The organism is Nocardia sp. NPDC059229 (assembly GCF_042754165.1).
Lineage (GTDB): Bacteria > Actinomycetota > Actinomycetes > Mycobacteriales > Mycobacteriaceae > Nocardia.
Genome location: NZ_JBHZAK010000018.1, coordinates 1 through 25,805, shown reverse-complemented (window position 1 = coordinate 25,805; position 25,805 = coordinate 1). Strand labels below are relative to the sequence as shown.

Here is a 25,805-nt window from a genome sequence, read left to right as displayed (position 1 = left end):
GGCATCATCTTGTCCGGTACGAAGTATGTCCACCCTGCTTTCCCGATAAACTCGGACTCGTAAAGGAGTTCCCCGATGGCCTCGTCCACAACTCGTCGCCCGTCCTGGTGGACTGTTGCTCCGGTGCTCGCGGTCGCAGCCCTCGGCCTCACCGCCTGCTCCAACAGCCAGGAGTCGAGCGACGTCAAAGGGACGACTCCGCCGGTGTTCACCAGCTCGCAGGCCCCCGCCGGCACGCAGGGGACCGAGGGCGGTAATGCTCCGGAGGACTCGTCCAGCGTCACGTTGAAGGACCCCAGCGGCGGCACCGTCGGGACCGCCACCATCGCGAAGGTGGGCAACCACCTCCAGATCACCGTCGAGGCGCACGGGCTGAAGCCCGGCTTCCACGGCCTGCACGTCCACTCGGTCGGCAAGTGCGAGCCCAACTCCACCGCACCGGCGGGCGGCGCGCCCGGCGACTTCCTCTCCGCCGGTGGCCACCTGCAGGTCGGCGACCAGAGCACCCACCCGGCCAGCGGCGACCTGACCTCGCTCGAGGTGCTCAAGGACGGCACCGCCAAGCTGGTCACCACCACCGACGCCTTCACCCTGGACGAGGTCAAGGGCAAGGCGCTGATCATCCACGCCGGCGCCGACAACTTCGGCAACATTCCCACCCGGTACGCGCCCGCACCGGATGCGGACACCCTCGCGACCGGCGACGCGGGTGCACGGGTCGCCTGCGGCGTCGTCGCCTGAACCCTCTCGAGGTGAGCCATGGCCGGGGCAGGCAGAACGAAGGTCCCCTTCAACTCATCGCCCCGGCACACGCTCGGCGTGGAATGGGAGGTCGCGCTCGTCGACAAGCGCACGCGCGACCTGTCCAACACCGCCGCAGCGGTTTTCGAAGCCTGCGGTGATCTGCGCGCCTGGGACGGCACCCCGCAGATCACCAAGGAACTGCTGAAGAACACCGTCGAACTCGTCTCCGGCAAGCACGACACCGTGAGCGAGGTGGTCGACGAACTGCGCGCCACCCAGGACGTCGTGCGCCGCGCCGCCGACCAGGTCGGCGTCGACCTGTTCTGCGCCGGCACCCATCCCTTCGCGCAGTGGTCCACCCAACAGCTCACGCGCAGTGCGCATTACGACGAACTCATCGAGCGCACCCAGTGGTGGGGCCGCCAGATGCTCATCTGGGGCGTGCACGTGCACGTCGGAATCTCCCACCCGGACAAGGTCTTCCCCATCCTCAACGGGCTGCTGCCGTCCTATCCGCATCTGCTGGCGCTGTCGGCCTCCTCGCCCATGTGGGCGGGCGTCGACACCGGATACGCCAGCAACCGGGCGCTCATGTTCCAGCAGCTGCCCACCGCCGGATTGCCCTTCCAGTTCGAGAACTGGGGCCAGTTCGAAGGTTTCGTGCACGACCAGATGAAAACCGGTGTGATCGAACAACTCGGCGGCATGCACTGGGACATCCGGCCCGCGCCCAAGTGGGGCACCATCGAGGTCCGCGTCTGCGACGGCACCCCCACCAAGGCCGAACTGGCGGCCATCGTGGCGCTGATCCACTGCCTGGTGGTGGATCTCGACCGCCGGGTGGAATCCGGCGAGACCATGCCGGCCATCCTGCCGCCCTGGCATGTGCAGGAAAACAAGTGGCGCGCAGCGCGATACGGGCTCGACGCCATCGTCATCACCGACGCCGACAGCAATGAGCGACTGGTCACCGACGACCTGATGGAACTGCTCAACCGGCTGGAGCCGACCGCCAAGAGCCTCGGCTGCGAGAACGAGCTCGCCATGGTCGCCGACATCCCGAAGAAGGGCGCGTCCTATCAGCGTCAGCGCCGGGTGGCCGCGACCGCGCAGGGCGATCTGGTCGCGGTCGTCGATTCGCTGGTCCACGAACTCGAGTACTGAGGTCCACGAACTCGCGCACCGCGGAACCGTCTTGCACGGTTGTGATTTCGATTACGACCGGATACGTACGGTGTACGCGTGGCCAGGAGCGATGCCGCGCTGACCGGGGCCTGTTCATCTGGTGAGATGGGCGGCGTTCAACTACTCACCGAGCTGGCGTTCATGCGGCGTTTACTATGGCTGGATGCTGCTCGACGATCCGTACTCCCGAATCGGCGGCGAGACACGCCGAACCGGGTTACGGATGTTGTCGCCGCGCGCCGGCCTGACAGCCGCGCTGTCGGTGGGGGCGGCGCTGCTCATCGTCCTGCAGATCGTGGCCTCGCGCCACCACTTCACCGGCCCGCTGGAAAGCATCTGGGCCGACTTCGCGGGTAATGCCAAATCCTTCACCGTGCCGTGGGCCGGGCTCGGGCTGGCGCTCATCGGGCTGAGCTGGCGGCGGCGGTTCCTGGCGGTCGGCGCGGCGCTCGGCATCGACCTTGTGTACCAAGCGATTCGGACGCTGTCCGGTGGACCACTGGCCATGGGCAACGGCCCTGTCCTCGTACTGCTCGCCCTCATCGGGCTCGCGTGCTGGAAGTGGCAGGGCAAGGACCGCACGAATGCGTTGCACGCCGCCGCGCTCGGCATCCTGCTGGTGCTGTCGAGCAAGGTCGCCGACGTCTGGCTGGGCATCACCGTGCTGGCCGGGCCCCGCGTGCTCGACGAACACATCGTGCTGGTGGACCACGCCCTGGGCGACCCCTCCTGGCTGATGGGGCAGCTGCTGGACTGGCTGGGGCCCTTTGCCTCCGCCGTGCTGCACTGGGTCTACATCGAACTGCCCGTCGGCGCGATGATCGTGACCATCTGGCAGCTGCGCAATGTGGTCACGACGGGGGACTGGCCCAAGCACTATCTGGTGCGCACCTTCCTGGTGCTCGGCCTCATCGGCCCGGTCTTCTATGTCGTATTCCCCGTCGTCGGGCCGATGTTCGCGTTCGGCGCGGACGGGCACGTCTTCTCGCTGGGCAGCTACTGGCCGAATGTCGTGCCGCCGGTGGACCTCTCGCCGGGGTCGATCGCCTTCGACCACTACACCCCGCGCAACTGCATGCCGTCATTGCACACCGCGTGGGCGCTGTCGATCTTCATCCACTCTCGCCGCGACCCTTTCACGGGTGCGCCCGCGCCGGTCTGGCTGCGCTGGGGCGGGACCTTCTGGCTCGTCGCCACCCTGTCGGCCACCCTGGGCTTCGGCTACCACTACGGCGCGGATCTGGTGGCGGGCGTAGTGCTGTGCCTGACCATCGAATCCGCCCTGCGCGCACCGGAACGCGGCTGGGATCGCACCCGCGTGCAGCTGGTGTCGGCCGGTGCCGCGCTCTTCGCCGGGCTGCTGCTGTCCTACCGGTACCTGTCGACCGGCTTCGCCGAACATCCCGTGCCCGCGGGCATCGTCGTGCTCGGCCTGCTGGCCGGTTACGTGACGGCCTTCTACCGCACCTGGTTCGGAGACGCCGTGACCACGGCCCCCGAGCTCGAATCCGCGGTGCGCGCCTGACCGTTCGCCGGTCGCCGTGCGGTCAGCCGGAGGTGGCCGCGCCGTTCGAAGTTTCGGGCGAATCGGGCGCGGTGTCGGTCGTCGCCGGGATCCGCGGGCGACTGCGCCGCAGCAGGTAGATCCCGGCCAGACAGCCCCCGGCCACCAGCGCCGACGTCCAGCCCGGGGCCGCGGTGCTGCTGGAGCTCACCGCGCACATCGACGCGCTGTCGGCGGATTGCGTAGCGTAGTGGCCCCGCGACACATAATCGCGCATGCCCAGCACCGCCGACGGGACGAACAGCACCAGGGTGCCCAGCACCCGGCTCGGCACATAGCGCGGCCGCGTGGACAGCAGGGCGAAACCGATGAGCCAGGACACGACCGCCGCACTGCCCACGATCAGCCAGGCCCGGGTCGAATCGGCCGTGAACGCCGTGAGCACCCCGAGCGCCATGCCCGCGGCCAGGGAGACCGCAGGACCCCCGCCCCTGCTGCCCACCCACATGCCGACCGCCGACACCGCCGCCAGCAGGGGGATCGACCAGGCCGGCATCTCGGCCGCCACGGTCGCCGCACCCACCGCGCCCAGGCCCACCGCCAGCAGCACGATCTCGCCGTCCCGGCCCGGCAACAGCATGGCCGCGACAATCGCGGTCCCCACCGCGGTCGCCACCGCGAGGACGATGCCCGCTTGGCTGTCGCCGTGCCGGGCCAGCCATTCCGCACTGGCCAGCGTCACCAGCACCAGCACCACACCCCCCAGGATCGGGGCCAGCGGCAGCTCCGCCGAGAGCCGTTCCTCCACCTCGCGCTTCCGATGGGTCAGGAATCCGAAGCCGACCAGGACCAGCGCCAGCAGGAGCATCCAGATGGGCAGCACATCGCCGGCGTGCCAGTGATCGCTCGCCGTCGCGTCGATGCTGCCGCCGATCCGCGGCACCGGATTCACCGAACCGAGCAGCAGGCTGATCAGAACGCCCAGGGTCCAGCCGAAGGCGGGTAGCCGACGGTGCAGCACCGCCGCCCCCAGCGCGCCCAGGATCAGGCCGCCGGCCAGGGAATCGATGAAGTTCATGGTGGGCAGCGACGAATTCGGTTCGCCGGCATGGCCGAATACGTGATTGGCCAGCAGCACCAGCAGCCCGCCCAGCGTGGTCGCCCACGCCGCCACGGGGCTGCCCAGCGTGGTGATGAGCACCGCCGCGATCATGGCGATGAGCGCGCCCGCCGACACGGCGCGGGGCAGGGTGTAGGCCAGCAGGTCCCGCTGCAGGGCCGACGTCTCCGAGGTCCAGCCGAAGTCGATGGGCAGGGCCAGCGCCAGGCCGGCAACCGTTGCTGCGACCAGCGCCGTGATCGTCTCCGCGGCTACGTGATGCGACCTCACCAGCGCAAAATTACCGGTGATAGGCGGACCGATTGGTACGACTCGCCTACTTTGTACAGATTCGGCGCGCTACCGGCGCGCATGGCGAACGCGCCGCGAAACCATTGACACAGCAGACTAATCGGTCTCATATGCCCTGGTGGGGAGCGTTCAGACGTAGCCGGACACGTCGCCGGGTGGAGTCGACGATTCGCGCTGGGCGGCATACAGCCGCAGGGCCTCCACCTGGACCGGATCCAGCGAGGGCCGCACCGCCTTGCGCGCGGCCCCCACATCCGCGACTGTCACCTCCCCGGCCTCGACATCGCGGCGCATGGCGGCGAGCGCGGCCTCGCGCAGCAGCGCCGAGCAATCCGCCGCCGAGTAGCCCTCCAGCTCACGCGCCAGCCGCCGCAGATTGACGTCCTTGGCCAGCGGCACGGATTTGGCGGCGGTGCCCAGGATTTCGGCGCGGGCATCGGCATCCGGCGGCGGCACGAACACCAGGCGCTCCAGGCGCCCGGGACGGGTCAGGGCCGGATCGATGAGTTCGGGCCGGTTGGTCGCGCCGATCACGACCACATCCCGCAGCGGCTCGATACCGTCCAGTTCGGTCAGGAGCGCGGCGACAATGCGATCCGAGACGCCCGAGTCGCTGGACTGCCCGCGGCGCGGCGCCAGCGCGTCCACCTCGTCCAGGAAGATCAGCGACGGCGCGGAATCCCGTGCGCGCTGGAACAATTCGCGCACCGCCCGCTCCGAGGAGCCGACCCACTTGTCCATCAGCTCCGCGCCCTTCACGGCGTGCACACTCACCTGCCCCGTTCCCGCCAGCGCCCGCACCAGGAAGGTCTTGCCGCACCCCGGCGGCCCGTAGAGCAGCACTCCGCGCGGTGGCTCGATACCCAGCCGCTGGAACGAATCCGGATGCTTCAGCGGCCACAGCACGGCCTCGGTGAGGGCCTGCTTGGTCTCCGCCATGTCACCGACGTCGGCGAGGCTCAGACTGCCGATGGCCAGTTCCTCGGACCCGGAACGCGACAGCGGACGGATCACCTCCAGCGCTCCGGCCAGATCCTCCTGCAGCAGCATCGGATCCGACTGCTCGCGACTGGCCCGCGCGGCCGCCCGCAGGGCCGCCTCCCGCACCAGCGCCGTCAGGTCCGCCGCGACGAAACCCGGTGTCCGCGAGGAAATCTCATCGAGCTTCAGCCCATCGGCGGGGACATTGCGCAGCAGTTTCTCCAGCAGCGCCGCGCGCACCCCCGACGTGGGCAGCGGCAGCGACACCTCCCGATCGCACAGCTCCGGAGCACGTAGCCGCGGGTCGATACCCGCCGCATTCGACGTCGTGGCCAGCACCGCGACCGTCTCCTGCGCCACGGCGGCGCGCAACTGGTCCAGAATCAGCGTGGCCACCGGTTCGGCCGGCGTCGGCAGCAGCGCGTCGATATCGGTGATCAGCAGCACTCCGCCTGCGCCGGAACAGATTTCGGCCACCTTGTCGGACACGTCGCGCAGCCTGGGCCCGATGTCGGTCGCACCGACCGCCGGACCGTCCAGCTCCACCAGCCGCCGCGATCCCGTCACGGCCCGCGCGAGCGTCGCCTTCCCGACGCCCGCCGGACCGGTGATCAGGACCCCCAGATGCGAGGACGCTCCGAGTTTCTTCAGCAGATCGGGCTCGTCCAGTGCCAGGCTCAGCCACTCCCGCAGCTTCGAGGCCTGGGTCTGGACCCCGGCCAGATCGGCCACCGCCACCACCGACGGCGGTGATGACGCCGGAGCGCTGACCCGGAGGTCGGTGCGGGCATCCGTGTCGTCCAGGGGAGCCGCGGGCAGGTCCGTCTCGGCGATGCCGAAACCCCAGCCCACCGCGCTGTTGGTACTGACGACCACCGGGCCGGGCTGCGGATCGACGGCCGTCACCCGCAGCAGCTCCGAGGTCCAGGCGATATTGAGGGCTCTCGAAAGCTGCTGGGCCACACCGGATCGGCTGGTCCCGGGTTTGAGATCCATCGGGCGCAGCGAGACGGCGTCCTGGATCGACACCACCTTGCCCTGCAGGGCTTGCCGCAGTGTCGTCTCGTCGATGGCGCGCATGACGTCCGGCGAGCCCGTGACCGAAATCCGGGTGGCCCGGCGCGGAATCACCCTCGCGATGGTCAGTTTCGAGCCCGCCGAGATGTGCGCGTTCGACATCGTCACCTCGTCGAGCAGCGCCTCGCCGCGCCCGACGGGTTTGCCTTTCACCGGTGTCGCCACCAACGCCGAGGTCTGTCTGCCGCCGGCTATCGAGATCACGTCCCACGGATTCACGCCCAGCAGCGCCAGCGAGTCCGGATGCAACCGGACCACCCCCCGCCGATCGTCGGCGGGGGAGGTGTTCAGGCGAGCGGTGAACTGGAAACCCGGCTGTGAGTCGGTCACGCCGTCAATTCTGCCCGGGCCGGCCGGCCGCCGACGGCAGCGTCGGCGAATTGCGGCCCGGCCGTTGGTTTCAGCGCCCGGGGCGGTTCGACACTCGGTCGCGCTGACCCGGGCGGCGCAGGCGCAGGCGTGCCGTGGACACCGACACCCGCGGCACCCGCCCGGCCAGCGGGCGCTGGCGGCGCTGCGCCTTGCGCTGGGCGCGGCGCTCGGCGGGCTTGTGGTTCCAGGTCTCGGGCCGGGCCGCCACCCAGCGCGCGGAGTGCACCGCGAACGGGATGTGGCCGAGGTACAGCACGACCAGCGCCATCATCAGGATGAGCGGGTAGGTGACCAGCAGCGCCGCGGCGAGCGCGACCAGCACCAGCAGGATGGGCGCGGTGCGCGGGGCCACCGACACCGACTTGACGGCCAGGGTGGGCAGCGTGCTCACGCACAGCAGGGCGGTCAGCACCGTCCACACCGCCACCACCGGGAAGCTCACCCACCAGCCGTCGCCGAACTGCTCGGACAGCGCGATGGGCGTCAGCACGATGAGCGCGCCCGCCGGGGCGGGCACGCCGGTGAAGTACTCACGCTGCCAGTCCGGGCGGTTGTCGTCATCCATCAGCGTGTTGAAGCGGGCCAGCCGCAACACCATGCAGACCGCGAACATCAGCGCCAGGATCCAGCCGATGCTGTCGGCGTGCAGGAAGGTCACGTACAGCACCAGGGCGGGCGTGACGCCGAACGCGATGGCGTCGGACAGCGAATCCAGCTCCGCGCCCATCTTGGTGGTGGCGTCCAGCATGCGGGCGATGCGCCCGTCCAGCATGTCGAAGACCGCGGCCGCGCCGACCAGCGCCAGCGCGATCCCCAGCTTGCCCTCCATGCCGAACTTCACCGCGGACAGGCCCGAGCACAGTCCCAGGATGGTCACCATGCTCGGCAGCAGTCGGATGGTGCGGTTACGGCGACGCCCGTTCGGTGCGGGCGCGAGTTGTTCCATCATGAATCCAGTTCGGCCAGCACCGTTTCCGCACCGATGGTGCGCTGCCCCGGGGTGACCAGCAGCCTGGTCCCGGCCGGGAAGTAGGTATCCACGCGCGAACCGAACCGGATCAGGCCGTAGGTGTCACCGATGTTCAGCTTGTCGCCGGCCTCGGCCTCGCAGATGATGCGGCGGGCCAGCAGCCCGGCGATCTGCACCACCACCACGCGCTGCCCGGAGGCGGTCTCGATGACCATGCTGTTGCGCTCGTTGCGGTCGCTGGCCTCGGGCAGGTCGGCGGAGACGAACTTGCCCTTCTGGTAGGCGACCTGTTCCACCAGGCCGCTCACCGGCACCCGCTGCACGTGCACGTCCAGCACCGACAGGAAGATGCTCACCCGCGGCAGCGGTGCGTCGCCCAGGCCGAGTTCGGCCGGCGGCACCGCGGTGTCGACCAGGGCGACCTCGCCGTCGGCGGGGGCCACCACGACGCCGGGGCGGTTCGGCGGCACCCGGTGCGGGTGCCGGAAGAATCCGGCGCAGGCCGCGGCCGCCAGCAAACCGGTGCGGCGCAGCCACTTCCGCCGATAGCCGAGGGTGGCCACCGCCAGCGGTGCGGCCACGAACGGCAGACCTGCCGGATGCAGCGGCGGAACGGCTTTGCGGACCAGGTCGGCGACGTGGCCGAGGCCGGTCTGTTCCGGAGTGCCGGGCGGGGTGGGTCGGCGGGCCACAGGCTCCTCTTTCATGCGCGGATAGATACGGTCAGGGACCGCGATCACACGATACGTGAAGTGGGTTCGACGTTCGCGTTCTCGGTGACCGAACACCCGCGGCCGGCCTCCCGGACCGCAGGTGCGCCACCCGGCATCGACCCCTCGATTGTGATCAGTAGCACTGGCATGAGAGGCTATCGCGATTAAGATGAGGGAGCCTCATGTCTGCGGCATTGTGGGTCCGCGGGGGGTGAGGAACCCGATGAAGGTCACGTTCGACGCGCGGTACGCAGTACATAGGAGAGAACCAATGTCTGCTCGAATTGCTTCGATCAACGGGGCAGAGCACACGGCCATGCTCGGGCTCGGTGTGTACCGGCCGGAGCGAATCGTCACCAATGACGAGGTGGCGGGGCCGATAGATTCCAGTGACGAGTGGATCCGGACACGTTCCGGCATCCGCAACAGACGCTTCGCCTCTCCCGAGGAGACGATCGTCAGCATGAGCGCCGCGGCTGCCCGCGACGCCATCGAAGCAGCGGAGATCGACGCGGATCAGATCGATTGCGTCATCGTCGCAACGTCCACCTGGCTACTGCTCACGCCCGCCGCGGGCCCGCAGATCGCCACTGCGCTCGGTCTGAACAATGTGGCCGCCTTCGATGTCTCGGCCGGTTGCGCCGGCTTCTGCCACGGGGTCGCCATGGCGTCGGATCTGGTGAAGGGCGGCACCGCCCGGCACGTACTGGTCATCGGCGTGGAAAAGCTGACGGACACAGTCAACCCGAGGGATCGTGGCACCGCCTTCCTCTTCGCCGACGGCGCCGGCGCGGTGGTGATCGGCCCCTCCAGCGAACCGGGCATCGGCCCGACCGTCTGGGGATCGGACGGCACCCAGCACCATGCCATCCGCCAGGACAAGGACTGGCTGCAGTTCTTCGACGAGATCGACGAGAAGGGCCTCGATGCTGTCCGGCCCTACCTCGCCATGGAAGGAACAGCTGTCTTCCGCTGGGCCGCACACTCTTTGGAGCAGGTGTGCCGCGAGGCCATCGAGCGGGCGGGCCTGACCACGGACGATCTGGACGCGATGGTCCCGCATCAGGCCAACGGTCGCATCATCGAGATCATGGCGCGGGTGCTGAAGCTCCCCGAGCGGTGCGCCCTGGCCAATGACATCGAGGAGGCCGGCAACACCTCGGCGGCCTCCATCCCGCTGGCCATGGAGGCCATGATGCGCGCGGGCGACGCCAAACCCGGCGGCACCGCACTGCTCATCGCCTTCGGTGCGGGGTTGTCCTGGGCGGCGCAGGTGGCCCAGCTGCCGAACTGGAAGTGAGCGCCGCTGCGCGCCGCCACCCGGCGGCGCGCAGCGGACGAGCTATCCCATATCCCAGGCGACGGTCACGGTGAATGTGACCGTCTGCTGGCCTGGTTCGAGGTTGATGTTGGGTGCGGCGCCCGGGGCGGTGTCCCGGTACATAGGCGTCGGCGTTGCGCCGCTGCCGTTTTCGCTGATGGTCTTGACCGTCTTCAGTTTCAGCCCGGACAGGCCCGCGTACTGCTCGGCGCGGCTCTTGGCGTCGTCGAAGGCTCGCGCGCGGGCATCGGACAGCAGCTTGGTGTTGTCCTCCAGCCCGAAAGCCACCGAGTTGATGCGGGTGTCGTTGCCGCCCGCCTGCACCGCCGCCGACAGGATGCCCGAGGCCTTCGGCAGGTCCCGCACGGCCACGTGCATGGTGTTGGTGGCGCGATAGCCGGTGATGTTGTGGCCGTCGGTGCCGTAGGTGGGCTGCACGGACAGGTCGCTGGTCTTGATGTCCTCGCGCTTGGCCCCGGCCGTGACCATGGCGTCGGTGATCGCCTTGGCCTTGTCGCCGGCCTGGTTCACGGCCGCGGACACGTCGGCCGCGCTCACCTCGGTGCCCAGATCGGCATTGAGCACATCCGGTGTGCCCTGGACCTTTCCGGTACCGGTGACGGTGACCGTGCGGTCGCCCGAGGAGTCGGAGCTGCCGCAGCCGGTGAGCACGAGCGCCACACCGGCCGTGGCGGCGCAGAGCGCTGTCAGTCGTCGCATAGGCCGAACCTACGCTCAGCGCTCCACGGTTTGCTTGATCTTCCCGAGGGTCACCTGCATGCCGTCCTCGAGCGCGCCTTCGAAGGGCTGCTCACCGCCGAAGACGTTGTCGATCGTGAACTGCAGCCACCGGGGCAGCTTGCCGCTGGGGACGTCGCGCCGCTGGACCAGCTTGGTGCCGCCGTCCGCGGTGGGCTCGAGGGTGTAGCTCCAGATGGTCCGGTTCTCGTTCATGCGGAAGGCAATCGCGCGATTCGGCTCGAATCGCACCACCCGGGAGGTGGTCGGGTAGACGTAGCCCTTGGCCTTGTTGAGGTTCACCGTCCAGGTGCCGGTGTGCACCGCGCGGCCCAGCGGCTGCATGCGCAGGGTCTGCGGGCTGAACTCGGGAATGCGCTTGAGGTCGGCGACAACGCTCCAGACCTGCTCGGGTGCTGCCGCGATATCGATGCTGGCTTCGAGAGTTTTCGGCAACGCTGCCTCCGGGGACGTAACGATCGGTACCACGCATCCTAGTTCGGGTGGCGTGGATCACCTCGGCTCCGTGGTGTGGATCACCACACCCCACCTGCACGTATGGCATGTGCCGCTGGTTCATTCCGCGGTTGAAAATCAACTAGATCACATTCTGGGGGTGTTGATGTCCGAAATGTAATGCTCGGCGCACAATGTCGATAGACGAAGCAACAGACACTGCCACCAGCTTTCCGATTGGGAAACGTGAGGTGATCGGCCGTGAACCTGCGTTCGCTCCTGCATCTCGAGACCAAGACGGTCCCGCTTCTCCCCGCTGAAGAGTCCGGTACCGATGCGGAGTCCATGACGCTCGACAAACCGACGAAACGCTTCCGCCGCAAGGCCAACGGTGACCTCGAAGAGCGCCTCGAGCGATTGCTCACCCCTACCGAGATGGATTTCATTGAGCATCACCGGATTTGAATCGGTGTGCGCAGGATGTTCGAGCAAGGACGCAGGTCTGTTCCGCCTGACGCGAACATGGCACGGTCTGGCCTTCGCGGTCTTGCCTCGTCAGCCCATACTCGTTAGGTGACTTCACCAGCTGCCGCGAAGCCGGCCATCCTCAGCGTCGACGACGATCCTGGCGTCTCGCGCGCGGTCGTGCGGGACCTGCGCCGCCGGTACGGGGCGGACTACCGGATTCTGCGGGCGGAGTCCGGCGCCGATGCGCTCGAGGCCCTTCGCGAGATGAAACTGCGCGGCCAGCCGGTCGCGGTGATAATCGCCGACTACCGGATGCCCGGGATGAACGGCGTCGAATTCCTCGAACAGGCCATGGACCTGCACCCGTACGCGCGCCGCGTGCTGCTGACCGCCTACGCGGACACCAATGCCGCCATCGAGGCCATCAATGTGGTCGACCTGGATCACTACCTGCTCAAGCCGTGGGATCCGCCGGAGGAGAAGCTCTACCCGGTCGTCGACGCCCTGATGGAGGCCTGGCGCGGGGACGAGCACAAGCCGGTGACCGAGACCAAGGTGGTGGGCCACCGCTGGTCGGCCCGCTGCTCGGAGGTGCGGGAGTTCCTGGCGCGCAACCAGTTGCCGTATCGCTGGTACCAGGTGGACGAGCCGGAGGGGGCGCGGCTGCTGACCGCGGCCAATGCCACCGAGGACCAGTGTCCGGTCATCATCAATCCCAGCGGCGATGTGCTGATCATGCCCACCGACGCGCAATTGGCCGAGGGCGTGGGCCTGAACACCGACGCCTCCAGCGACTTCTACGACCTGATCGTGGTCGGCGGCGGCCCGGCCGGTCTCGGCGCGGCGGTTTACGGCGCGTCGGAGGGTCTGCGCACCGTGCTGGTGGAACGCACCGCCACCGGCGGCCAGGCCGGGCAGAGTTCCCGCATCGAGAACTACCTGGGCTTCCCCGACGGCCTCTCCGGCGCGCAGCTGGCCGACCGGGCTCGCCGGCAGGCCGTGAAATTCGGGGCCGAGCTGATCACCGCGCGGGAGGTGGTGGCCCTCGAGGCCTGCGGTTCCGCCCGCGTGGTGCGGTTCGCCGACGGCGGCAGCGTCGCGGCGCACTCGGTGCTCATCGCCACCGGCGTCAACTACCGCCACCACCCGGCCCCCGGCGTGGACGAATTCACCGGCCGCGGCGTCTACTACGGCTCGGCCATGACCGAGGCCAGCGACTGCGCCGACAAGGACGTCTACATCGTCGGTGGCGCGAACTCGGCGGGCCAGGCGGCGGTGTTCCTGTCCCGGCGGGCCCGGACCGTGCACATTGTGGTGCGCGGGGCGTCGCTGGAAGCGTCCATGTCGCACTACCTGATTCAGCAGATCGCGCAGATCCCGAACATCAAGGTGCACACCCGTACCGAGGTGGTGTCCGCCGATGGCGACGACCACCTGGAATGGATCGTGCTGCGCAATAACGAGGCCGGCACGGAAGAAAAGGTGGACGCGGAGCGTTTGTTCCTGTTCATCGGTGCGGCGCCGGAAACCGACTGGCTCGAAGGCACCGTCAAGCGCGACGACAAGGGCTATGTGCTGGCCGGACCGGACCTCATGGTCGAGGGCGAACGGCCCGCGGGCTGGGAACTACCTCGTCCCCCACAGCATCTGGAGACCAGCGTGCCCGGCGTGTTCGTGGCCGGCGACGTGCGGTCGGAATCGGCGAAACGGGTGGCCTCCGCGGTCGGCGAGGGCGCCATGGCCGTCATGCTGGTGCACCGCTGGCTCGCGAAACAGTAGGAGTAGGTGAATGGGCAACACCCGATTGATCTGCGACCCGGACGAACTGCGGCAGCTGTTCCTGTTCGAGAAGCTCGACGACGATCAGCTGGCCTGGCTGTGCAAGGACGGCCGGGTCGAAATGTTCGAGCCCGGAATGGTTTTCCGCGAGGGCGACCCGGCCACCTGCTTCTACGTCCTGATGGACGGCGAGGTGCGGCTGACCAAGATGTCGGGCGGCGAGGAGATCGAACTCGTCCGCACCGAGCACGTCGGCTCCTACTCGGGCGCGTGGACGGCCTACATGGGCGACAAGGTCGAACAGGCCTATACCGCGTCGTTCTACGTGACCCGGCCGTCGAAGTTCTTCGTGCTGGACGCCGGCACCTTCGCGAAGATGATGCAGGAATGGTTCCCGATGGCGCTGCACCTGCTGGAGGGCGTCTTCTTCGGCAACCGCAATGCCAATGAGCGCATCGGTCAGCGGGAACGGCTGCTGGCGCTGGGTTCCCTCTCGGCGGGCCTCACCCACGAGCTGAACAATCCGGCCGCCGCCGCGGTGCGCGCCACCTCCTCGCTGCGCGAGCGGGTCGCGGGCATGCGGCACAAGCTGAAGATGATGGCGCACGGCAAGTTCAACTCCGAGACCCTGGAGGCGCTGGCCCAGCTGCAGGAGGAGGCGGCCGCCCAGGTCGCCAAGGCCCCGACGCTGACGCCGCTGGAGGCCGCCGATCGCGAGGACGAGCTGGGCGACTGGCTCGAGGACCACGGCGTCGCCAATGGCTGGGACATCGCGCCGAACTTCGTGCAGGCGGGATTCGACATCGACTGGATGGAGAAGGTGCACGGCACCCTGTCCGGTTGTGGCGGCGATGTTTTCGAGGCGGCCATGCGCTGGCTCAACTACACGGTCGAGACCGAGCTGCTGATGAACGAGATCACCGACTCGACCAACCGCATCTCCTCGCTGGTGAACGCGGCCAAGCAGTACTCGCAGATGGACCGGGCCCCGTTCCAGGTGGTGGACCTGCACGAACTGCTGGACAGCACGCTGGTCATGCTGGCCCGCAAGATCGGCGACGACATCGCGGTGGTCAAGGAATACGATCCGGCGCTGCCGCCGGTGCCGTGCTACGCCGCCGAGCTCAACCAGGTGTGGACCAATCTGATCGACAACGCGGTCTCCGCCATGTCCGGGCGTGGCACCCTCACCGTCCGCACCTATCGTGAGAACGACTGCGCCGCAGTGGAAATCGGCGATACCGGGCCCGGTATCCCGGAGGAGATCCGCACCCGCATCTTCGAACCGTTCTTCACCACCAAACCGGTCGGCGAGGGCACCGGGCTCGGGCTGGACATCTCGTTCCGGATCGTGGTGAACAAGCACCACGGCGACATCCGCGTCGAATCCGCGCCCGGGAATACGCGTTTCATCGTCCGACTGCCGCTCGAGGCAGCCGCTCCCGACGCAGCGCAGTCCACTCTCGAAGCAGCGCAGTAAACGACGGAAGGCAACTGATGACAGAACAGATCGAAGGCATCGACCCCAGCATCGCGCCCAGCGGATCCGGTTGCGTCGAATGCGATGCCGCCGGCGGCTGGTGGGTGCACCTGCGCCGGTGCGCGCAGTGCGGGCACATCGGCTGCTGCGACATGTCGCCGAACCAGCACGGCACCAAGCACTTCGAGAGCACCGGGCACCCCTTCATCCAGAGTTTCGAGCCGGGTGAGGACTGGTACTACAACTTCGAGAACAAGGAGATGTACGAGGGCGGCCCGGAACTCGCGCCGCCGCACGCGCATCCGCTGGACCAGCCGGTGCCCGGCCCGCGCGGCCGGGTGCCCGCGGACTGGCAGCAGCATCTGCACTGACGAAAGCCGCGGGCCGGAACTTTTTCTACCGGGAGTCGCCGGGGCCGGGTACGCTGCTGCGAGCGCCGGGCCGGTCCGGTGCCGGCACTCTCGGGAAGTTCGGAAAGCAGGGTATGAAGCGTCTTTCGATCGTCGCCCTCGCCGCCGGTGCGATGGCGTTGACTCTCGCCGGTTGTGGTTCGGACAAATCCAGTGATACGAACGGCCTGAAGCAGGCCGCGACCACCACTGCGGCCAGAACCACCAGCGCGGGCGCTTCCACCACCGCCGCGGCCCCGGTGCAACCGCCCGCCGAGGCGCCCACCAGCGCCACCGCGGCCAAGAAGACGGCCGCGCCCGCCGGCGCCCAGACCACCTGCGGTGACTTCCGCGACCTCACCGAGGACGCCGAGAAGCAGGTGATCGACCAGGTGCTGGCCGCCAATCCGGGGTCGTTCCTGGACGGCAGCCCGAACGTGGCGCTGGGTACCGCCAAACTGGCCTGCCTGGCCTCGGCGTATGCGAATACGCCGGTCGCGGTGGCGATCCGGGTGGCGCCCAAGTAGTTTCGCTCTCGATCTCCATTAGCGATCCATTGGCGTCTCATCAGTGCGCAGGCGCACGGTGGCGGCGTGTGGATGGTCACCGTCGTGGCCGCGCGCCGCAGGCGTATCGTCCTCAAACGATTGCGTACGACGAGGACTGGGGTACGGATGGACGCCGACGGGCTGGTCGAATTCGAGCGACACCGGCCGCGCCTGTTCGCGCTCGCCTACCGCATGCTCGGCTCGGCGAGTGAGGCCGAGGACGCTGTCCAGGAGACCTACCTGCGCTGGGACGCCACCGACCGCCCCGCGGTCCGGTCGGCCGAAGCTTGGTTGACCACCATTCTGGTGAATCTGTGCCGCACGTGGCTGGATTCGGCGCGCGCCCGCCGGGAAACCTATGTCGGACCGTGGCTTCCGGAGCCGGTCTCGACAGGGCACGGCGAACTCGGACCGCTGGAATCGGCCGAACAGCGTGAGCTCGTGTCCATGGCGATGTTGACCATGCTGGAGCGCCTTGGTCCCGCCGAGCGCGCCGTCTTCGTGCTGCGCGAGGCCTTCGGGTACGCGCATCGCGAGATCGCGGACATGCTCGATCTCTCCGAGGCGAATTCCCAGCAGCTCTATCGCCGCGCCTCGCAGCACGTGCGCGCCGACCGCCCCCGCTTCGACGCGTCCCCGGAACACGTGCGGGCCCTGTTCGAAAAGTTCCTGGCCGCGGCGTATTCCGGTGATCTGACCGCGCTGGAGGCCATGTTCACCGCCGATATCGTCTCGACGGCCGACGGCGGCGGCAAGGTCAACGTGGCTCGCCGCCCGGTCGTCGGTCCCGCCCGGGTGGCGCAGTACCTCTACGGTCTGGTCACCAAGCTGCTGCCCGAGTTCCCCGATGCGTCCTTCGCCTTCGAGGACGTCAATGGCGAGCCCGCCATGGTCTTCCGGACCGCGGGCATCGTCTTCATGGTCGGCGCCATCGAGGTCGACGGTGACCGCATCTCCGCGCTGCGCATGGTGCTGAACCCGGACAAGCTGGCCTTCTTCGCGCGGGCCGAGTCGGCATCGACGGGCGAATCCATCGCCTGACCTGCGTCGACTCCGGGTGTGATCGGGCGCACGTCGGCGATCTGTCAGGGATCGCCCGGCCATCCGGTCTGGAGAGTGTCGGCTACCTCGCAAGGGAAGGACCCCTCTCATGACCGGAGAACATCGGATCGTCGTGCTGGGCGCGGGCTACTCGGGACTGTCCGCGGCGCGGCAGGTCGCGAAGGCCAAGGGCGCGCGGATCACGGTCGTGGACGCCCGCGCGGAATTCGTGGACCGGGTGCGCCTGCACCAAGCGCTGGCGGGTCAGCAGGTGCCGCGAGCGGATCTGCGGAAGATGCTGGCGGGCAAGGGCATCGAGTTCGTGCAGGCCCGGATCGAGCGCATCGATAGCGCTGGCCGCCGCGTCGAACTGGCTGGGGGACAAGCGCTCGGGTACGACACCCTCGTCTATGCGCTGGGTAGCGCCGGCGATCGCTCCGCCGTGCCCGGTGCGACCGAATTCGCGCACTCCGTGGCCGTTCCCGAGGACATTCGGGCCGTGTCCGAGCTGTCCGGCCGGATCGCCGTGGTGGGCGGCGGCGCGACCGGCATCGAGGTCGCCAGCGAGCTCGCCGAATCGCGGCCGGACCTGCTGGTGTCGCTGGTCAGCGCGGACGAACCCGGCGGCTGGCTCTCGCCGAAGGCGCACAACCACATTCGTGCCACCCTCGACCGCCTGGGCGTGCGGGTCCGCACCGACGCCAAGGTGGCGGCCGTGACCGCGGACGGTCTGGAACTGGTCGACGGGGACCGCATCCCCGCCGAAACCGTGCTGTGGACAACCGGTTTCGGGGTTCCGCAGGTGGCGGCCCGGTCCGGTCTGGCCGTGGACGCCCGCGGCCGCATCCTGGTCGACGACGAACTGCGCTCGAGCTCGCACCCCGACATCTACGCGGTCGGCGACGCCGCCGTCATCGCGGGCTCGGACGGACATGAGCTCCGGATGGCCTGCGCCACAGCGATTCCGGCGGGACAGTACGCGGCCACCGCCATCGCGGCGCGGTTGCGCGGCAAGGAACCGGCGGCGCGCAAGTACCGCTATGTCTTCCAGTGCATCAGCCTCGGCCGACACGATGGCGTCATCCAGTTCGTGCACGCCGACGATTCCCCGGCTCGGACGGTGCTGACCGGTCGCACGGCCGCGTGGTTCAAGGAGCAGATCGTGCGCATGGTCGGCAAGGTGGCGCTGGACTAGCCGCGAGGTGGCGGCAATTCGTCAACTCATGGTTGACTGAACGGTGATGGTCAACCTACAGTTGACGCATGATGAACTCTATCCGCCTCGACGATCTGATCGACGGCATCAAGAAGGCCCGTCCCGACGACGTCCTCGAGCAGCTCTCCGACGCCGTGGTCCTCGGCAACCACATCGGCGAGGTGGCCGACCATCTGATCGGCCACTTCGTCGACCAGGCCCGCCGCTCCGGCGCGTCCTGGACCGATATCGGCCAGAGCATGGGCGTGACCAAGCAGGCCGCCCAGAAGCGCTTCGTCCCCAAGACTCCCGCCGACCCGGGCCAGGCCGCCGCCCTCGACCCCAATGCCGGGTTCGCCCGCTTCACCCAGCGCGCCCGTCACGTGGTGATGGCCGCCCAGGAGGAGGCCCGGGCGGTCGGCAATCTCGAAACCCGTCCCGAACACCTGATCCTGGGCCTGCTGGCCGAGCCGGAATCCCTCGCGGTGAAGGTCATCGAGGCCAAGGGCGTCTCGGCCGACGCCGTCCGCCGGGTGGCCACGGCCGCGCTCCCCGCCGCCACCGGCGAACCGGTGCCCGCGCTCATCCCGTTCGACGCGCAGGCCCGCAAGGCCCTCGAGCTGACCTTCCGCGAGGCCTTGCGGCTGGGCCACAACTACGTCGGCACCGAGCACCTGCTGCTCGCCCTGCTGGACCAGGAGAACGGCGCCGGCATCCTGTCCGGCCTCGGTCTGGACAAGGACTCCGTGCAGGCCGATGTCGCGGACCTGCTGAGCTCGCTGCCGGTGCCCGGCATCACGGCACCCGCCCCCGACACGCAGTAGTCGGCGTGTCGCTCCACCATGCTGCCGACCTGGTGATGTAGGGCTCGCGATCATCCCCGCGTCACCGGGTCCTCTGGTGTGCATGATGCGGCAGATACGATTGTGGAATGGCGGGCGACGAGGGTTCCGACCTGGTTGCGGGGGAAAAGCGCGCCGATCTGCTGCGCGCGCTCAGTTATGTCTCCACCGAGGACACGCCGGACGGCGGCTACATTGTGAACGGAGACCTCCCACCCGAGGTCGCACCACCGTTCATCAGGGCCATCATGCGAATCGAGGCCGAACTCCTCCTCCAGGATGCCGAACTCGTCACCGTCGAGCACGGCGAGCCGCGGACACCGGAGGAGCGTCGTACCGACGCCCTGATCGCCCTGCTGCTGCGCGTAGACGACCGCTCCCACTTCTCGTAGTCCTCGTGGGATCCGGGCCGCCGAGAGGACTCGTGCGGCCATCTCCCCAACCTTGCACTCGTCTGGGGCGAGTGCTAAAAAGGGATTTGGCACTCCGCACCTGCGAGTGCTAGGTCGGAAACGGTGAGACCGGGCTGTATTTGACCAAATGAGCCGGGTCGTCCGTCGCGGGCACCGAACCTGACCAGATCATGCCAATCCCCTGATCTGGAGGATCTCAACGCAATGGCCAAGACAATTGCGTACGACGAAGAGGCTCGCCGCGGACTCGAGCGTGGCCTGAACAGCCTCGCCGACGCTGTCAAGGTGACCCTGGGCCCCAAGGGCCGCAACGTGGTGCTGGAGAAGAAGTGGGGCGCCCCCACCATCACCAACGACGGTGTCTCCATCGCCAAGGAAATCGAGCTCGAGGACCCGTACGAGAAGATCGGCGCGGAGCTCGTCAAGGAAGTTGCGAAGAAGACCGACGACGTCGCGGGTGACGGCACCACCACCGCCACCGTGCTGGCCCAGGCACTGGTCCGTGAGGGCCTGCGCAACGTGGCCGCCGGCGCCAACCCGCTCGGCCTGAAGCGCGGCATCGAGAAGGCCGTCGAGGCCGTCACCGCCAAGCTGCTCGACACCGCCAAGGAGGTCGAGACCAAGGAGCAGATCGCTGCCACCGCCGGTATCTCGGCGGGCGACTCGTCCATCGGTGAGCTGATCGCCGAGGCCATGGACAAGGTCGGCAAGGAAGGCGTCATCACCGTCGAGGAGAGCAACACCTTCGGCCTCCAGCTGGAGCTGACCGAGGGCATGCGCTTCGACAAGGGCTACATCTCCGGTTACTTCGTGACCGACCCGGAGCGTCAGGAAGCGGTCCTCGAGGACCCGTACATCCTGCTCGTCGGCTCGAAGATCTCGACCGTCAAGGACCTGCTGCCGCTGCTGGAGAAGGTCATCCAGGCCGGCAAGCCGCTGCTGATCATCGCCGAGGACGTCGAGGGCGAGGCCCTGTCGACCCTGGTCGTCAACAAGATCCGTGGCACCTTCAAGTCCATCGCCGTCAAGGCCCCGGGCTTCGGTGACCGTCGCAAGGCCATGCTGGCCGACATCGCCATCCTGACCGGTGGCGAGGTCATCAGCGAAGAGGTCGGCCTCTCCCTGGAGACCGCCGGTCTGGAGCTGCTGGGCACCGCCCGCAAGGTCGTCATCACCAAGGACGAGACCACCATCGTCGAGGGCGCGGGCGACCCGGAGGCCATCAAGGGCCGTGTCGCGCAGATCCGCACCGAGATCGAGAACTCGGACTCGGACTACGACCGTGAGAAGCTGCAGGAGCGCCTGGCCAAGCTGGCCGGCGGTGTTGCCGTGATCAAGGCCGGCGCCGCGACCGAGGTCGAGCTCAAGGAGCGCAAGCACCGCATCGAGGACGCCGTCCGCAACGCGAAGGCTGCCGTCGAAGAGGGCATCGTCGCCGGTGGTGGCGTGGCGCTGCTGCAGGCCGCCCCGGCCCTGGACGCCCTGTCCCTGTCGGGTGACGAGGCCACCGGCGCGAACATCGTCCGCGTCGCGCTGTCCGCCCCGCTGAAGCAGATCGCCTTCAACGCCGGCCTGGAGCCGGGCGTTGTCGCCGAGAAGGTCTCGAACCTCCCGGCGGGCCACGGCCTGAACGCCGAGTCCGGCGAGTACGTCGACCTGCTGGCCGCCGGCGTTGCCGACCCGGTCAAGGTCACCCGCTCGGCCCTGCAGAACGCGGCCTCCATCGCGGCCCTGTTCCTGACCACCGAGGCCGTCGTCGCCGACAAGCCGGAGAAGGCCGCCCCCGCGGGCGACCCGACCGGCGGCATGGGCGGCATGGACTTCTGAGTCCTGCCTTCCGGCAACACATCTGAAGAACGAGGGCCCGGCCGCCTGACGGTGGCCGGGCCCTCGGCCATGTGCGGGGAAGCGGAGCAGCGATCGGCATGCGGCGGCCGGGCCCAGGCGTGTGATGGTGGCGCACAGGCCGATTCGCTTGTGTTGGATCAGCTTTCGGCGGGGAGGCCGACGAGGTCGGCCATGAGGTTCATGTGGTGGGTGAAGTAGTCGGCGACGGCTTCGATGGTGCCGTCGAGGCGGCCGAAGATCTCGAAGGTGATCAGGCCGAAAAGCTGTGTCCAGGCCAGGAATACGCGGTCGAGGACTTCTTCGTGGAGGTCGGACGACTGCTGTTCGATGAGGGTGCGCAGGTCCGCGCGCACCGGGGCGGGGAGGGGAGTGGGTAGGGGTGCGGGGTGGAGGCGGTCGGCGGTCGCGGCGTGGGCGGCGATGCCGGCGAGCAGCATGACGACGGTGGCGGCGGGGCCGACGGCGTCCTTGGGGGCGTCGTAGCCGGGGATGGGGCTGCCGTAGAGGAGTCCGTATTCGGTGGGGTTGGCGACGGCCCAGTCCCGGACCGATGCGCAGACCGAAAGCCATTGTGCGCGTTCGTTGTTCGCGGGAGCGGTGGCCTGGGACGCGGTGGCGGCCGCGCCGAGGGATCGGTAGCTGTCCAGGATGAGGGCGGTCAGCAGGTCGTCGCGGCTGGGGAAGTAGCGCTAGAGCGCGGAGGCCACGATCCCCATGTCGCGGGCGACGCCGCGCAGGGACAGGTTCGCGCCGTCGGTGCCCCGTCCGAGCGCGGAGGTGCTGGCATTGTTCCGGGCGCACGAGCCCGCGGTGGTCGCGTGGTTCTCCGTGCTCGCGTCCGGCGCGGTGCTGTTCGTTCCGATCGCGCTGCTGGCCGGTCGCCGCGATGCTGTGGAGCGGATGGCTGCTGGCCTTGGCCGCACTGTGGGGCCGCCGGTCCGCATGACAGTGTCCCCGGGGCACTGGTCACATGCCTTGCCGGAAGCGCGCACTGCGGATGCCGTCGGCGCGTTCGGGCAGGACGCTGTCGATGAGCGCGGTGACTCGGCCCATGACCGGGGCGAGTCGCCGCGGCCGGTCGATGATGGCGTCGCAGATGATCTGCCCGCCCTCTTCGGGGGTGAGGGCGTCGGCGTTCTGGTAGACGGCGTTGGGAGCGATCATCGGGGTGCGGACGAGGGGGAGGTAGATGGAGGTGAAACGCACATTCTCGGTGTGGGTTTCGGCTTGGAGGCTGGTGCTCAGGGAGTCGAGGGCAGCCTTGGATGCGACGTAGGCCGCGTAGCCCGGGCCGCCATAGAGGTTGGCCAGGGACAGGATGTTGATGATGTGGCCGTCGTGCCGGTCCCGCATGCCGGGCGCGAAGGCGAGGATGAGGCGGACGGCCGCGAAGTAGTTGAGCCGCATGGTGCGTTCGTAGTCGTGGAAGCGGTCGTAGGACTGGTCGAGCGGGCGGCGGATGGAGCGGCCGGCATTGTTGACCAGGATGTCGACGTGGCCGTGATTGGCGAGCACGCTGGCGGTCATGGCGTCGAGGGCGTCGAAGTCGTTGAGGTCGCAGGGGTAGGCGGCGGCCTTGCCGCCGGCGGCCTCGATATCGGCGACGGCCTGTTCGAGTTCCTCGGCGCGGCGTGCGACCAGCAGCACGGTCGCTCCGGCCGCGCCGAGTTGGGCGGCGGCGGCGCGTCCGATGCCGGAGGAGGCGCCGGTGATCAGAACGGTGCGTCCGGCCGCGGCCTCCGTGAGGGTGCGGTTTCGCCGCAGCCGCGCGAGGTTCACCTGGGTGTCGAGGCCGTGCTTGATCTTGTGAATCAGCCCGCTGATGTCCTGCATGGTCAGTGATGCTAAGTGCCGCACTGTGATTCGGGACCGTTTCGGTTTCGCTGTCAGTGGCGGGCGCAGGTGTAGGCGAGGACCGCGGCGCCGTCCCCGCCGCCGGGCAGTGCGCGGCAGTGTTGCCGGATCCAGGTCACACGGTCGTCGTCCGCGGGCGTCACCAGGACCAGTCCGACCTCGCCGGCCTCGATCATGCGGGCGACCTCGGCGGTGGTGGGCACCGGGGCCGCGCCCGTGAAGCCGCCGATGGCCGGCACCTCCCGGCCGCTGCTCACAATGAACGGCGAGGCCAGCGCGGAGGTGAAGGTGACCAGTGGATATCGCGGGTGGCCGGGCGTTTTGGCGAGCTGTGCATCGAGTTCCCGGGCCGAGGTGAGGGCCGAGGCCATGAAGCCCTGGGTGACCTGCCGGGCCTGCGCCGATTCATAGGGGGGTGTCCAGCGGACCGTATCCGTCCGCGACCACCGAGACCGCGGCCGTCGTCGGCGCGGCGAGCGCCGCGACGAGTAGCAGTGCGGTTGCCAATGATTCGCGGACGCGCAGCGCGGCCAGGATGAGCACCACGGTGACGACCACGAGCCCGGCCCGCGCCCAGCCGGGTGCGGCCGCGGACAGCCACCAGCCGTACCCGGCGGTCGCGGCCACGGCGGTCAACCCCAGCCCGCGCACCCAGCGGTCATCCGTCTGGCGGAAAGCCTCGGCCCCCACACCGATCAGGACCGCGATCGCAGGTGCGAGCACCGCCAGGTAGTAGGGGTTCACCGTCCCGATCACCAGGAAGATCGCCAGGTGGACCACGAGCCAGCCGCCCCACAGCACCAGCGCCGCGGTCTCGCGGTCGGTGCGCGGCCGCCGCCGGGCCGCCCGGGCCAGGGCGATCAGGCAGACCAGCGCGAGTGGAATCAACCAGCCGGTCTCGCGGCCGCCACCGCCTCCGAAGAGATGGTCGAACCGGCTGTCCGGCCCGAGCACCAGCTCCGCGCGGTATCCCGAGCCCTGGCCACCGGTGGTGAAGTTGGCCGACCCCACACTGAATTCGTCATTGGTGCGGCTGGCCGCGTTGTAGACGAAGACCTGCTCGAACAACGAGTTGTGGTGGCTGCCGTCCACGTACGGCCGGTGCCCGGTGGGTAGCAGGCTGACCACTGTCATCCAGCTCAGCGACACCGCCAGCGTGGTCGCGCCGAACCAGGCCAGACCCGTGATGCGCTGCCGCAGTTCGCCTCTGGGCGCGGCCAGCAGCAGCGCCGCCGCCAGCACCGGGACGACCAACCAGGCCTGCACCATCTTCGCCTGGAAGGCGAGGCCGATGCACAGCCCGCACCACACCAGATTCCGCACCCGCCCCGACACGATCACGGCCGCCGCCTGATCCGCGGCCAGCACCAGCAGCAGGATCAGCAGGGTGTCGGAGATATTGCCGCGATCGAGCGCGACCACCGCCGGCGCCACGGCCGCGACCGCTGCCGCGACGAGGGCCGCGTACGGACCGGACAGTCGCCGCACCGCGCGGTAGAGCACGAGCACAGTGAGCACGCCCTCGATGACCTGCGGCAGGAGATACGCCCAGGTGTGCGGCCCGAATACCCGTACCGACAGCGCCTGGATCCAGATCGCGCCCGGCAGTTTGTCGATGCTGATGGTCGCGTCCGGGTCGAAGGCCGCGTAGAAGAAGTTGTGCCGGCTAATGCTCATCGAGCGGGCGGCGGCCGAGTAGTAGAGGTGTGGTGTCTGCGACCTGATGCCCCAGGCGTAGAGGACCCCGGCCGTGACGGCGATGCCCAGCAAAGCGGGTCGGGCCCAGCGTGGCTGGTGGGCCGGCCCCCGCAACCATCGTGACCAGTCGGTTCCGGATCGTTCGGGACGTGCGATTACCCCTGTCACAGCCCCAATTTCGGCCCGTTCCCGGTGGGTGTCAAAGGAATTCCACCCATGGGAGGAGGGCTTCCGGCGGGAATCGTCCGCCCGGCGTATCCGGGCCCACCGAGGGGTGGACGGTGCGGCCGGACGGCGGTGGGGTCAGCGGTTGGGGTGTCGTGCCGAGAGGGTGACGGCCACATCGATGGGCCGGACGCCGAGCTGTTCGGCGGTCGTGGCGATGGTGGCGTGGATGTCGGCGTCCGTGGGTCGGGCTGGGTCGAAGAGGAGTTCGGCCAATTCGATGGCGGCCAGCGCCTGGGCGCGGGTGAACAATCGGCCCGGCAGCCAACTAACACGCCAGTCGGTTTCTTTATGGCCGGGAACTCGTTCCGCGAACTCGTCGACAACAGAACTGGTAATCGACCAATCGCAGACGTACACACCACCAAGGTCGTCCACCCGACCACGGGTCGCAAGAGCGAGAGCGTGCGAATTGCGTGAATTGCGCCTCTGACCAGCCGATTTGACTTCTGTTCGTAGCAACACGTAACTTATTCCAGGTCAGAGCGACACGGACACCGACCCGGAGCCCCAAGGGCCTGGGAAACGAGGTTGGACGAGGAGCGCCTGATGA

At 68.7% G+C, this 25,805-nt stretch carries 26 protein-coding genes; 14 read left to right on the top strand and 12 right to left on the bottom strand.

The window, feature by feature from the left end; genetic code table 11:
* Positions 1-75: 75 nt before the first annotated feature.
* From ACFXHE_RS33035 to ACFXHE_RS33025, 3 genes are all read left to right on the top strand, one after another.
* Positions 76-741 (top strand): superoxide dismutase family protein, encoded by a 666-nt coding sequence (locus ACFXHE_RS33035; RefSeq protein ID WP_379388572.1) that lies wholly within the window; start codon positions 76-78, stop codon positions 739-741.
* An 18-nt stretch (positions 742-759) separates the two neighbouring features.
* A complete protein-coding gene (locus tag ACFXHE_RS33030) occupies positions 760-1,908 on the top strand; it encodes a glutamate--cysteine ligase (protein WP_379388570.1) in 1,149 nt (382 codons plus the stop codon).
* A gap of 184 nt (positions 1,909-2,092) precedes the next feature.
* Entirely contained in the window at positions 2,093-3,454 is a 1,362-nt protein-coding gene (locus ACFXHE_RS33025) for a DUF5933 domain-containing protein (protein ID WP_379388568.1), read from the top strand.
* 22 nt (positions 3,455-3,476) lie between these two features.
* On the opposite strand, the gene ACFXHE_RS33020 is transcribed toward ACFXHE_RS33025, so the two are convergent.
* From ACFXHE_RS33020 to ACFXHE_RS33005, 4 genes are all read right to left on the bottom strand, one after another.
* Positions 3,477-4,823: a hypothetical protein gene (locus tag ACFXHE_RS33020; RefSeq protein ID WP_379388566.1), complete on the bottom strand. Its 1,347-nt coding sequence runs from the start codon at positions 4,821-4,823 to the stop codon at positions 3,477-3,479.
* Between the two features lie 150 nt (positions 4,824-4,973).
* The gene (locus tag ACFXHE_RS33015) at positions 4,974-7,232 is read right to left on the bottom strand and encodes an AAA family ATPase (RefSeq protein ID WP_379388564.1); all 2,259 of its coding nucleotides are present in this window, start codon (positions 7,230-7,232) and stop codon (positions 4,974-4,976) included.
* A gap of 70 nt (positions 7,233-7,302) precedes the next feature.
* Positions 7,303-8,223, bottom strand: a complete 921-nt coding sequence (pssA, locus tag ACFXHE_RS33010; protein WP_379388562.1) for a CDP-diacylglycerol--serine O-phosphatidyltransferase — start codon at positions 8,221-8,223, stop codon at positions 7,303-7,305.
* Complete coding sequence (locus tag ACFXHE_RS33005) at positions 8,220-8,936, bottom strand: phosphatidylserine decarboxylase (protein ID WP_379388707.1); 717 nt, start codon at positions 8,934-8,936, stop codon at positions 8,220-8,222. Before ACFXHE_RS33005 ends, pssA begins: the two co-directional genes overlap by 4 nt.
* Positions 8,937-9,228: 292 nt before the next feature.
* Between ACFXHE_RS33005 and ACFXHE_RS33000 the strand changes: the two genes are divergently transcribed.
* Positions 9,229-10,257 (top strand): beta-ketoacyl-ACP synthase III, encoded by a 1,029-nt coding sequence (locus ACFXHE_RS33000; protein WP_379388560.1) that lies wholly within the window; start codon positions 9,229-9,231, stop codon positions 10,255-10,257.
* A gap of 42 nt (positions 10,258-10,299) precedes the next feature.
* Here the strand turns inward: ACFXHE_RS33000 and ACFXHE_RS32995 are convergent, their stop codons facing one another.
* Together ACFXHE_RS32995 and ACFXHE_RS32990 are read right to left on the bottom strand one after the other, a co-directional pair.
* Entirely contained in the window at positions 10,300-10,998 is a 699-nt protein-coding gene (locus ACFXHE_RS32995) for an SIMPL domain-containing protein (protein ID WP_379388558.1), read from the bottom strand.
* Between the two features lie 15 nt (positions 10,999-11,013).
* On the bottom strand, positions 11,014-11,472 hold the full coding sequence (locus tag ACFXHE_RS32990) for an SRPBCC family protein (protein WP_379388556.1): 459 nt from the start codon (positions 11,470-11,472) through the stop codon (positions 11,014-11,016).
* A 261-nt stretch (positions 11,473-11,733) separates the two neighbouring features.
* On the opposite strand from ACFXHE_RS32990, the gene ACFXHE_RS32985 reads away from it, so the two are divergent.
* The 10 genes from ACFXHE_RS32985 to groL all read left to right on the top strand — a co-directional run bounded on the left by ACFXHE_RS32985 (position 11,734) and on the right by groL (position 21,454).
* Positions 11,734-11,937, top strand: coding sequence for a hypothetical protein (locus tag ACFXHE_RS32985; RefSeq protein ID WP_379388554.1), 204 nt, complete (start codon positions 11,734-11,736; stop codon positions 11,935-11,937).
* Positions 11,938-12,045: 108 nt separating this feature from the next.
* On the top strand, positions 12,046-13,719 hold the full coding sequence (locus ACFXHE_RS32980; RefSeq protein ID WP_379388552.1) for an FAD-dependent oxidoreductase: 1,674 nt from the start codon (positions 12,046-12,048) through the stop codon (positions 13,717-13,719).
* Between the two features lie 10 nt (positions 13,720-13,729).
* Positions 13,730-15,199: an ATP-binding protein gene (locus ACFXHE_RS32975; protein ID WP_379388550.1), complete on the top strand. Its 1,470-nt coding sequence runs from the start codon at positions 13,730-13,732 to the stop codon at positions 15,197-15,199.
* 17 nt (positions 15,200-15,216) lie between these two features.
* Positions 15,217-15,570: a UBP-type zinc finger domain-containing protein gene (locus tag ACFXHE_RS32970; protein WP_357004805.1), complete on the top strand. Its 354-nt coding sequence runs from the start codon at positions 15,217-15,219 to the stop codon at positions 15,568-15,570.
* A 113-nt stretch (positions 15,571-15,683) separates the two neighbouring features.
* Positions 15,684-16,115: a hypothetical protein gene (locus ACFXHE_RS32965; protein WP_379388548.1), complete on the top strand. Its 432-nt coding sequence runs from the start codon at positions 15,684-15,686 to the stop codon at positions 16,113-16,115.
* Between the two features lie 147 nt (positions 16,116-16,262).
* Positions 16,263-17,177, top strand: coding sequence for an RNA polymerase sigma-70 factor (locus ACFXHE_RS32960; RefSeq protein ID WP_379388546.1), 915 nt, complete (start codon positions 16,263-16,265; stop codon positions 17,175-17,177).
* Positions 17,178-17,286: 109 nt separating this feature from the next.
* Positions 17,287-18,372 carry an NAD(P)/FAD-dependent oxidoreductase gene (locus ACFXHE_RS32955; protein WP_379388544.1) on the top strand — a complete coding sequence of 362 codons (1,086 nt, stop codon included), beginning with the start codon at positions 17,287-17,289 and terminating at the stop codon, positions 18,370-18,372.
* A gap of 68 nt (positions 18,373-18,440) precedes the next feature.
* Entirely contained in the window at positions 18,441-19,196 is a 756-nt protein-coding gene (locus ACFXHE_RS32950) for a Clp protease N-terminal domain-containing protein (protein WP_379388542.1), read from the top strand.
* 107 nt (positions 19,197-19,303) lie between these two features.
* Complete coding sequence (locus ACFXHE_RS32945) at positions 19,304-19,606, top strand: hypothetical protein (RefSeq protein ID WP_071343351.1); 303 nt, start codon at positions 19,304-19,306, stop codon at positions 19,604-19,606.
* 225 nt (positions 19,607-19,831) lie between these two features.
* Complete coding sequence (gene groL, locus ACFXHE_RS32940) at positions 19,832-21,454, top strand: chaperonin GroEL (protein ID WP_354843619.1); 1,623 nt, start codon at positions 19,832-19,834, stop codon at positions 21,452-21,454.
* A 158-nt stretch (positions 21,455-21,612) separates the two neighbouring features.
* On the opposite strand, the gene ACFXHE_RS32935 is transcribed toward groL, so the two are convergent.
* The 6 genes from ACFXHE_RS32935 to ACFXHE_RS32910 all read right to left on the bottom strand — a co-directional run bounded on the left by ACFXHE_RS32935 (position 21,613) and on the right by ACFXHE_RS32910 (position 25,630).
* A complete protein-coding gene (locus ACFXHE_RS32935) occupies positions 21,613-22,122 on the bottom strand; it encodes a TetR-like C-terminal domain-containing protein (RefSeq protein WP_379388706.1) in 510 nt (169 codons plus the stop codon).
* A gap of 42 nt (positions 22,123-22,164) precedes the next feature.
* Positions 22,165-22,419 (bottom strand): hypothetical protein, encoded by a 255-nt coding sequence (locus ACFXHE_RS32930; protein ID WP_379388540.1) that lies wholly within the window; start codon positions 22,417-22,419, stop codon positions 22,165-22,167.
* A 22-nt stretch (positions 22,420-22,441) separates the two neighbouring features.
* Complete coding sequence (locus tag ACFXHE_RS32925; protein ID WP_379388538.1) at positions 22,442-23,308, bottom strand: SDR family NAD(P)-dependent oxidoreductase; 867 nt, start codon at positions 23,306-23,308, stop codon at positions 22,442-22,444.
* 53 nt (positions 23,309-23,361) lie between these two features.
* The gene (locus ACFXHE_RS32920; protein WP_379388536.1) at positions 23,362-23,700 is read right to left on the bottom strand and encodes a hypothetical protein; all 339 of its coding nucleotides are present in this window, start codon (positions 23,698-23,700) and stop codon (positions 23,362-23,364) included.
* Positions 23,701-23,734: 34 nt separating this feature from the next.
* Positions 23,735-25,099 (bottom strand): ArnT family glycosyltransferase, encoded by a 1,365-nt coding sequence (locus ACFXHE_RS32915; RefSeq protein ID WP_379388534.1) that lies wholly within the window; start codon positions 25,097-25,099, stop codon positions 23,735-23,737.
* A 231-nt stretch (positions 25,100-25,330) separates the two neighbouring features.
* Positions 25,331-25,630: a hypothetical protein gene (locus ACFXHE_RS32910; protein ID WP_379388532.1), complete on the bottom strand. Its 300-nt coding sequence runs from the start codon at positions 25,628-25,630 to the stop codon at positions 25,331-25,333.
* Positions 25,631-25,805: the final 175 nt, after the last annotated feature.

Coding starts and splice junctions, on each gene's coding strand:
- ACFXHE_RS32930 (WP_379388540.1), bottom strand. CDS start 22,419: ATGCGGACCGGCGGCCCCACAGTGCGGCCAAGGCCAGCAGCCATCCGC.
- ACFXHE_RS32950 (WP_379388542.1), top strand. CDS start 18,441: ATGATGAACTCTATCCGCCTCGACGATCTGATCGACGGCATCAAGAAG.
- pssA (WP_379388562.1), bottom strand. CDS start 8,223: ATGATGGAACAACTCGCGCCCGCACCGAACGGGCGTCGCCGTAACCGC.
- ACFXHE_RS33025 (WP_379388568.1), top strand. CDS start 2,093: ATGCTGCTCGACGATCCGTACTCCCGAATCGGCGGCGAGACACGCCGA.
- ACFXHE_RS32995 (WP_379388558.1), bottom strand. CDS start 10,998: ATGCGACGACTGACAGCGCTCTGCGCCGCCACGGCCGGTGTGGCGCTC.
- ACFXHE_RS33030 (WP_379388570.1), top strand. CDS start 760: ATGGCCGGGGCAGGCAGAACGAAGGTCCCCTTCAACTCATCGCCCCGG.
- ACFXHE_RS32970 (WP_357004805.1), top strand. CDS start 15,217: ATGACAGAACAGATCGAAGGCATCGACCCCAGCATCGCGCCCAGCGGA.
- ACFXHE_RS32920 (WP_379388536.1), bottom strand. CDS start 23,700: ATGGCCTCGGCCCTCACCTCGGCCCGGGAACTCGATGCACAGCTCGCC.
- ACFXHE_RS32945 (WP_071343351.1), top strand. CDS start 19,304: ATGGCGGGCGACGAGGGTTCCGACCTGGTTGCGGGGGAAAAGCGCGCC.
- ACFXHE_RS33035 (WP_379388572.1), top strand. CDS start 76: ATGGCCTCGTCCACAACTCGTCGCCCGTCCTGGTGGACTGTTGCTCCG.
- ACFXHE_RS33000 (WP_379388560.1), top strand. CDS start 9,229: ATGTCTGCTCGAATTGCTTCGATCAACGGGGCAGAGCACACGGCCATG.
- groL (WP_354843619.1), top strand. CDS start 19,832: ATGGCCAAGACAATTGCGTACGACGAAGAGGCTCGCCGCGGACTCGAG.
- ACFXHE_RS32925 (WP_379388538.1), bottom strand. CDS start 23,308: ATGCAGGACATCAGCGGGCTGATTCACAAGATCAAGCACGGCCTCGAC.
- ACFXHE_RS32960 (WP_379388546.1), top strand. CDS start 16,263: ATGGACGCCGACGGGCTGGTCGAATTCGAGCGACACCGGCCGCGCCTG.
- ACFXHE_RS32975 (WP_379388550.1), top strand. CDS start 13,730: ATGGGCAACACCCGATTGATCTGCGACCCGGACGAACTGCGGCAGCTG.
- ACFXHE_RS32965 (WP_379388548.1), top strand. CDS start 15,684: ATGAAGCGTCTTTCGATCGTCGCCCTCGCCGCCGGTGCGATGGCGTTG.
- ACFXHE_RS32955 (WP_379388544.1), top strand. CDS start 17,287: ATGACCGGAGAACATCGGATCGTCGTGCTGGGCGCGGGCTACTCGGGA.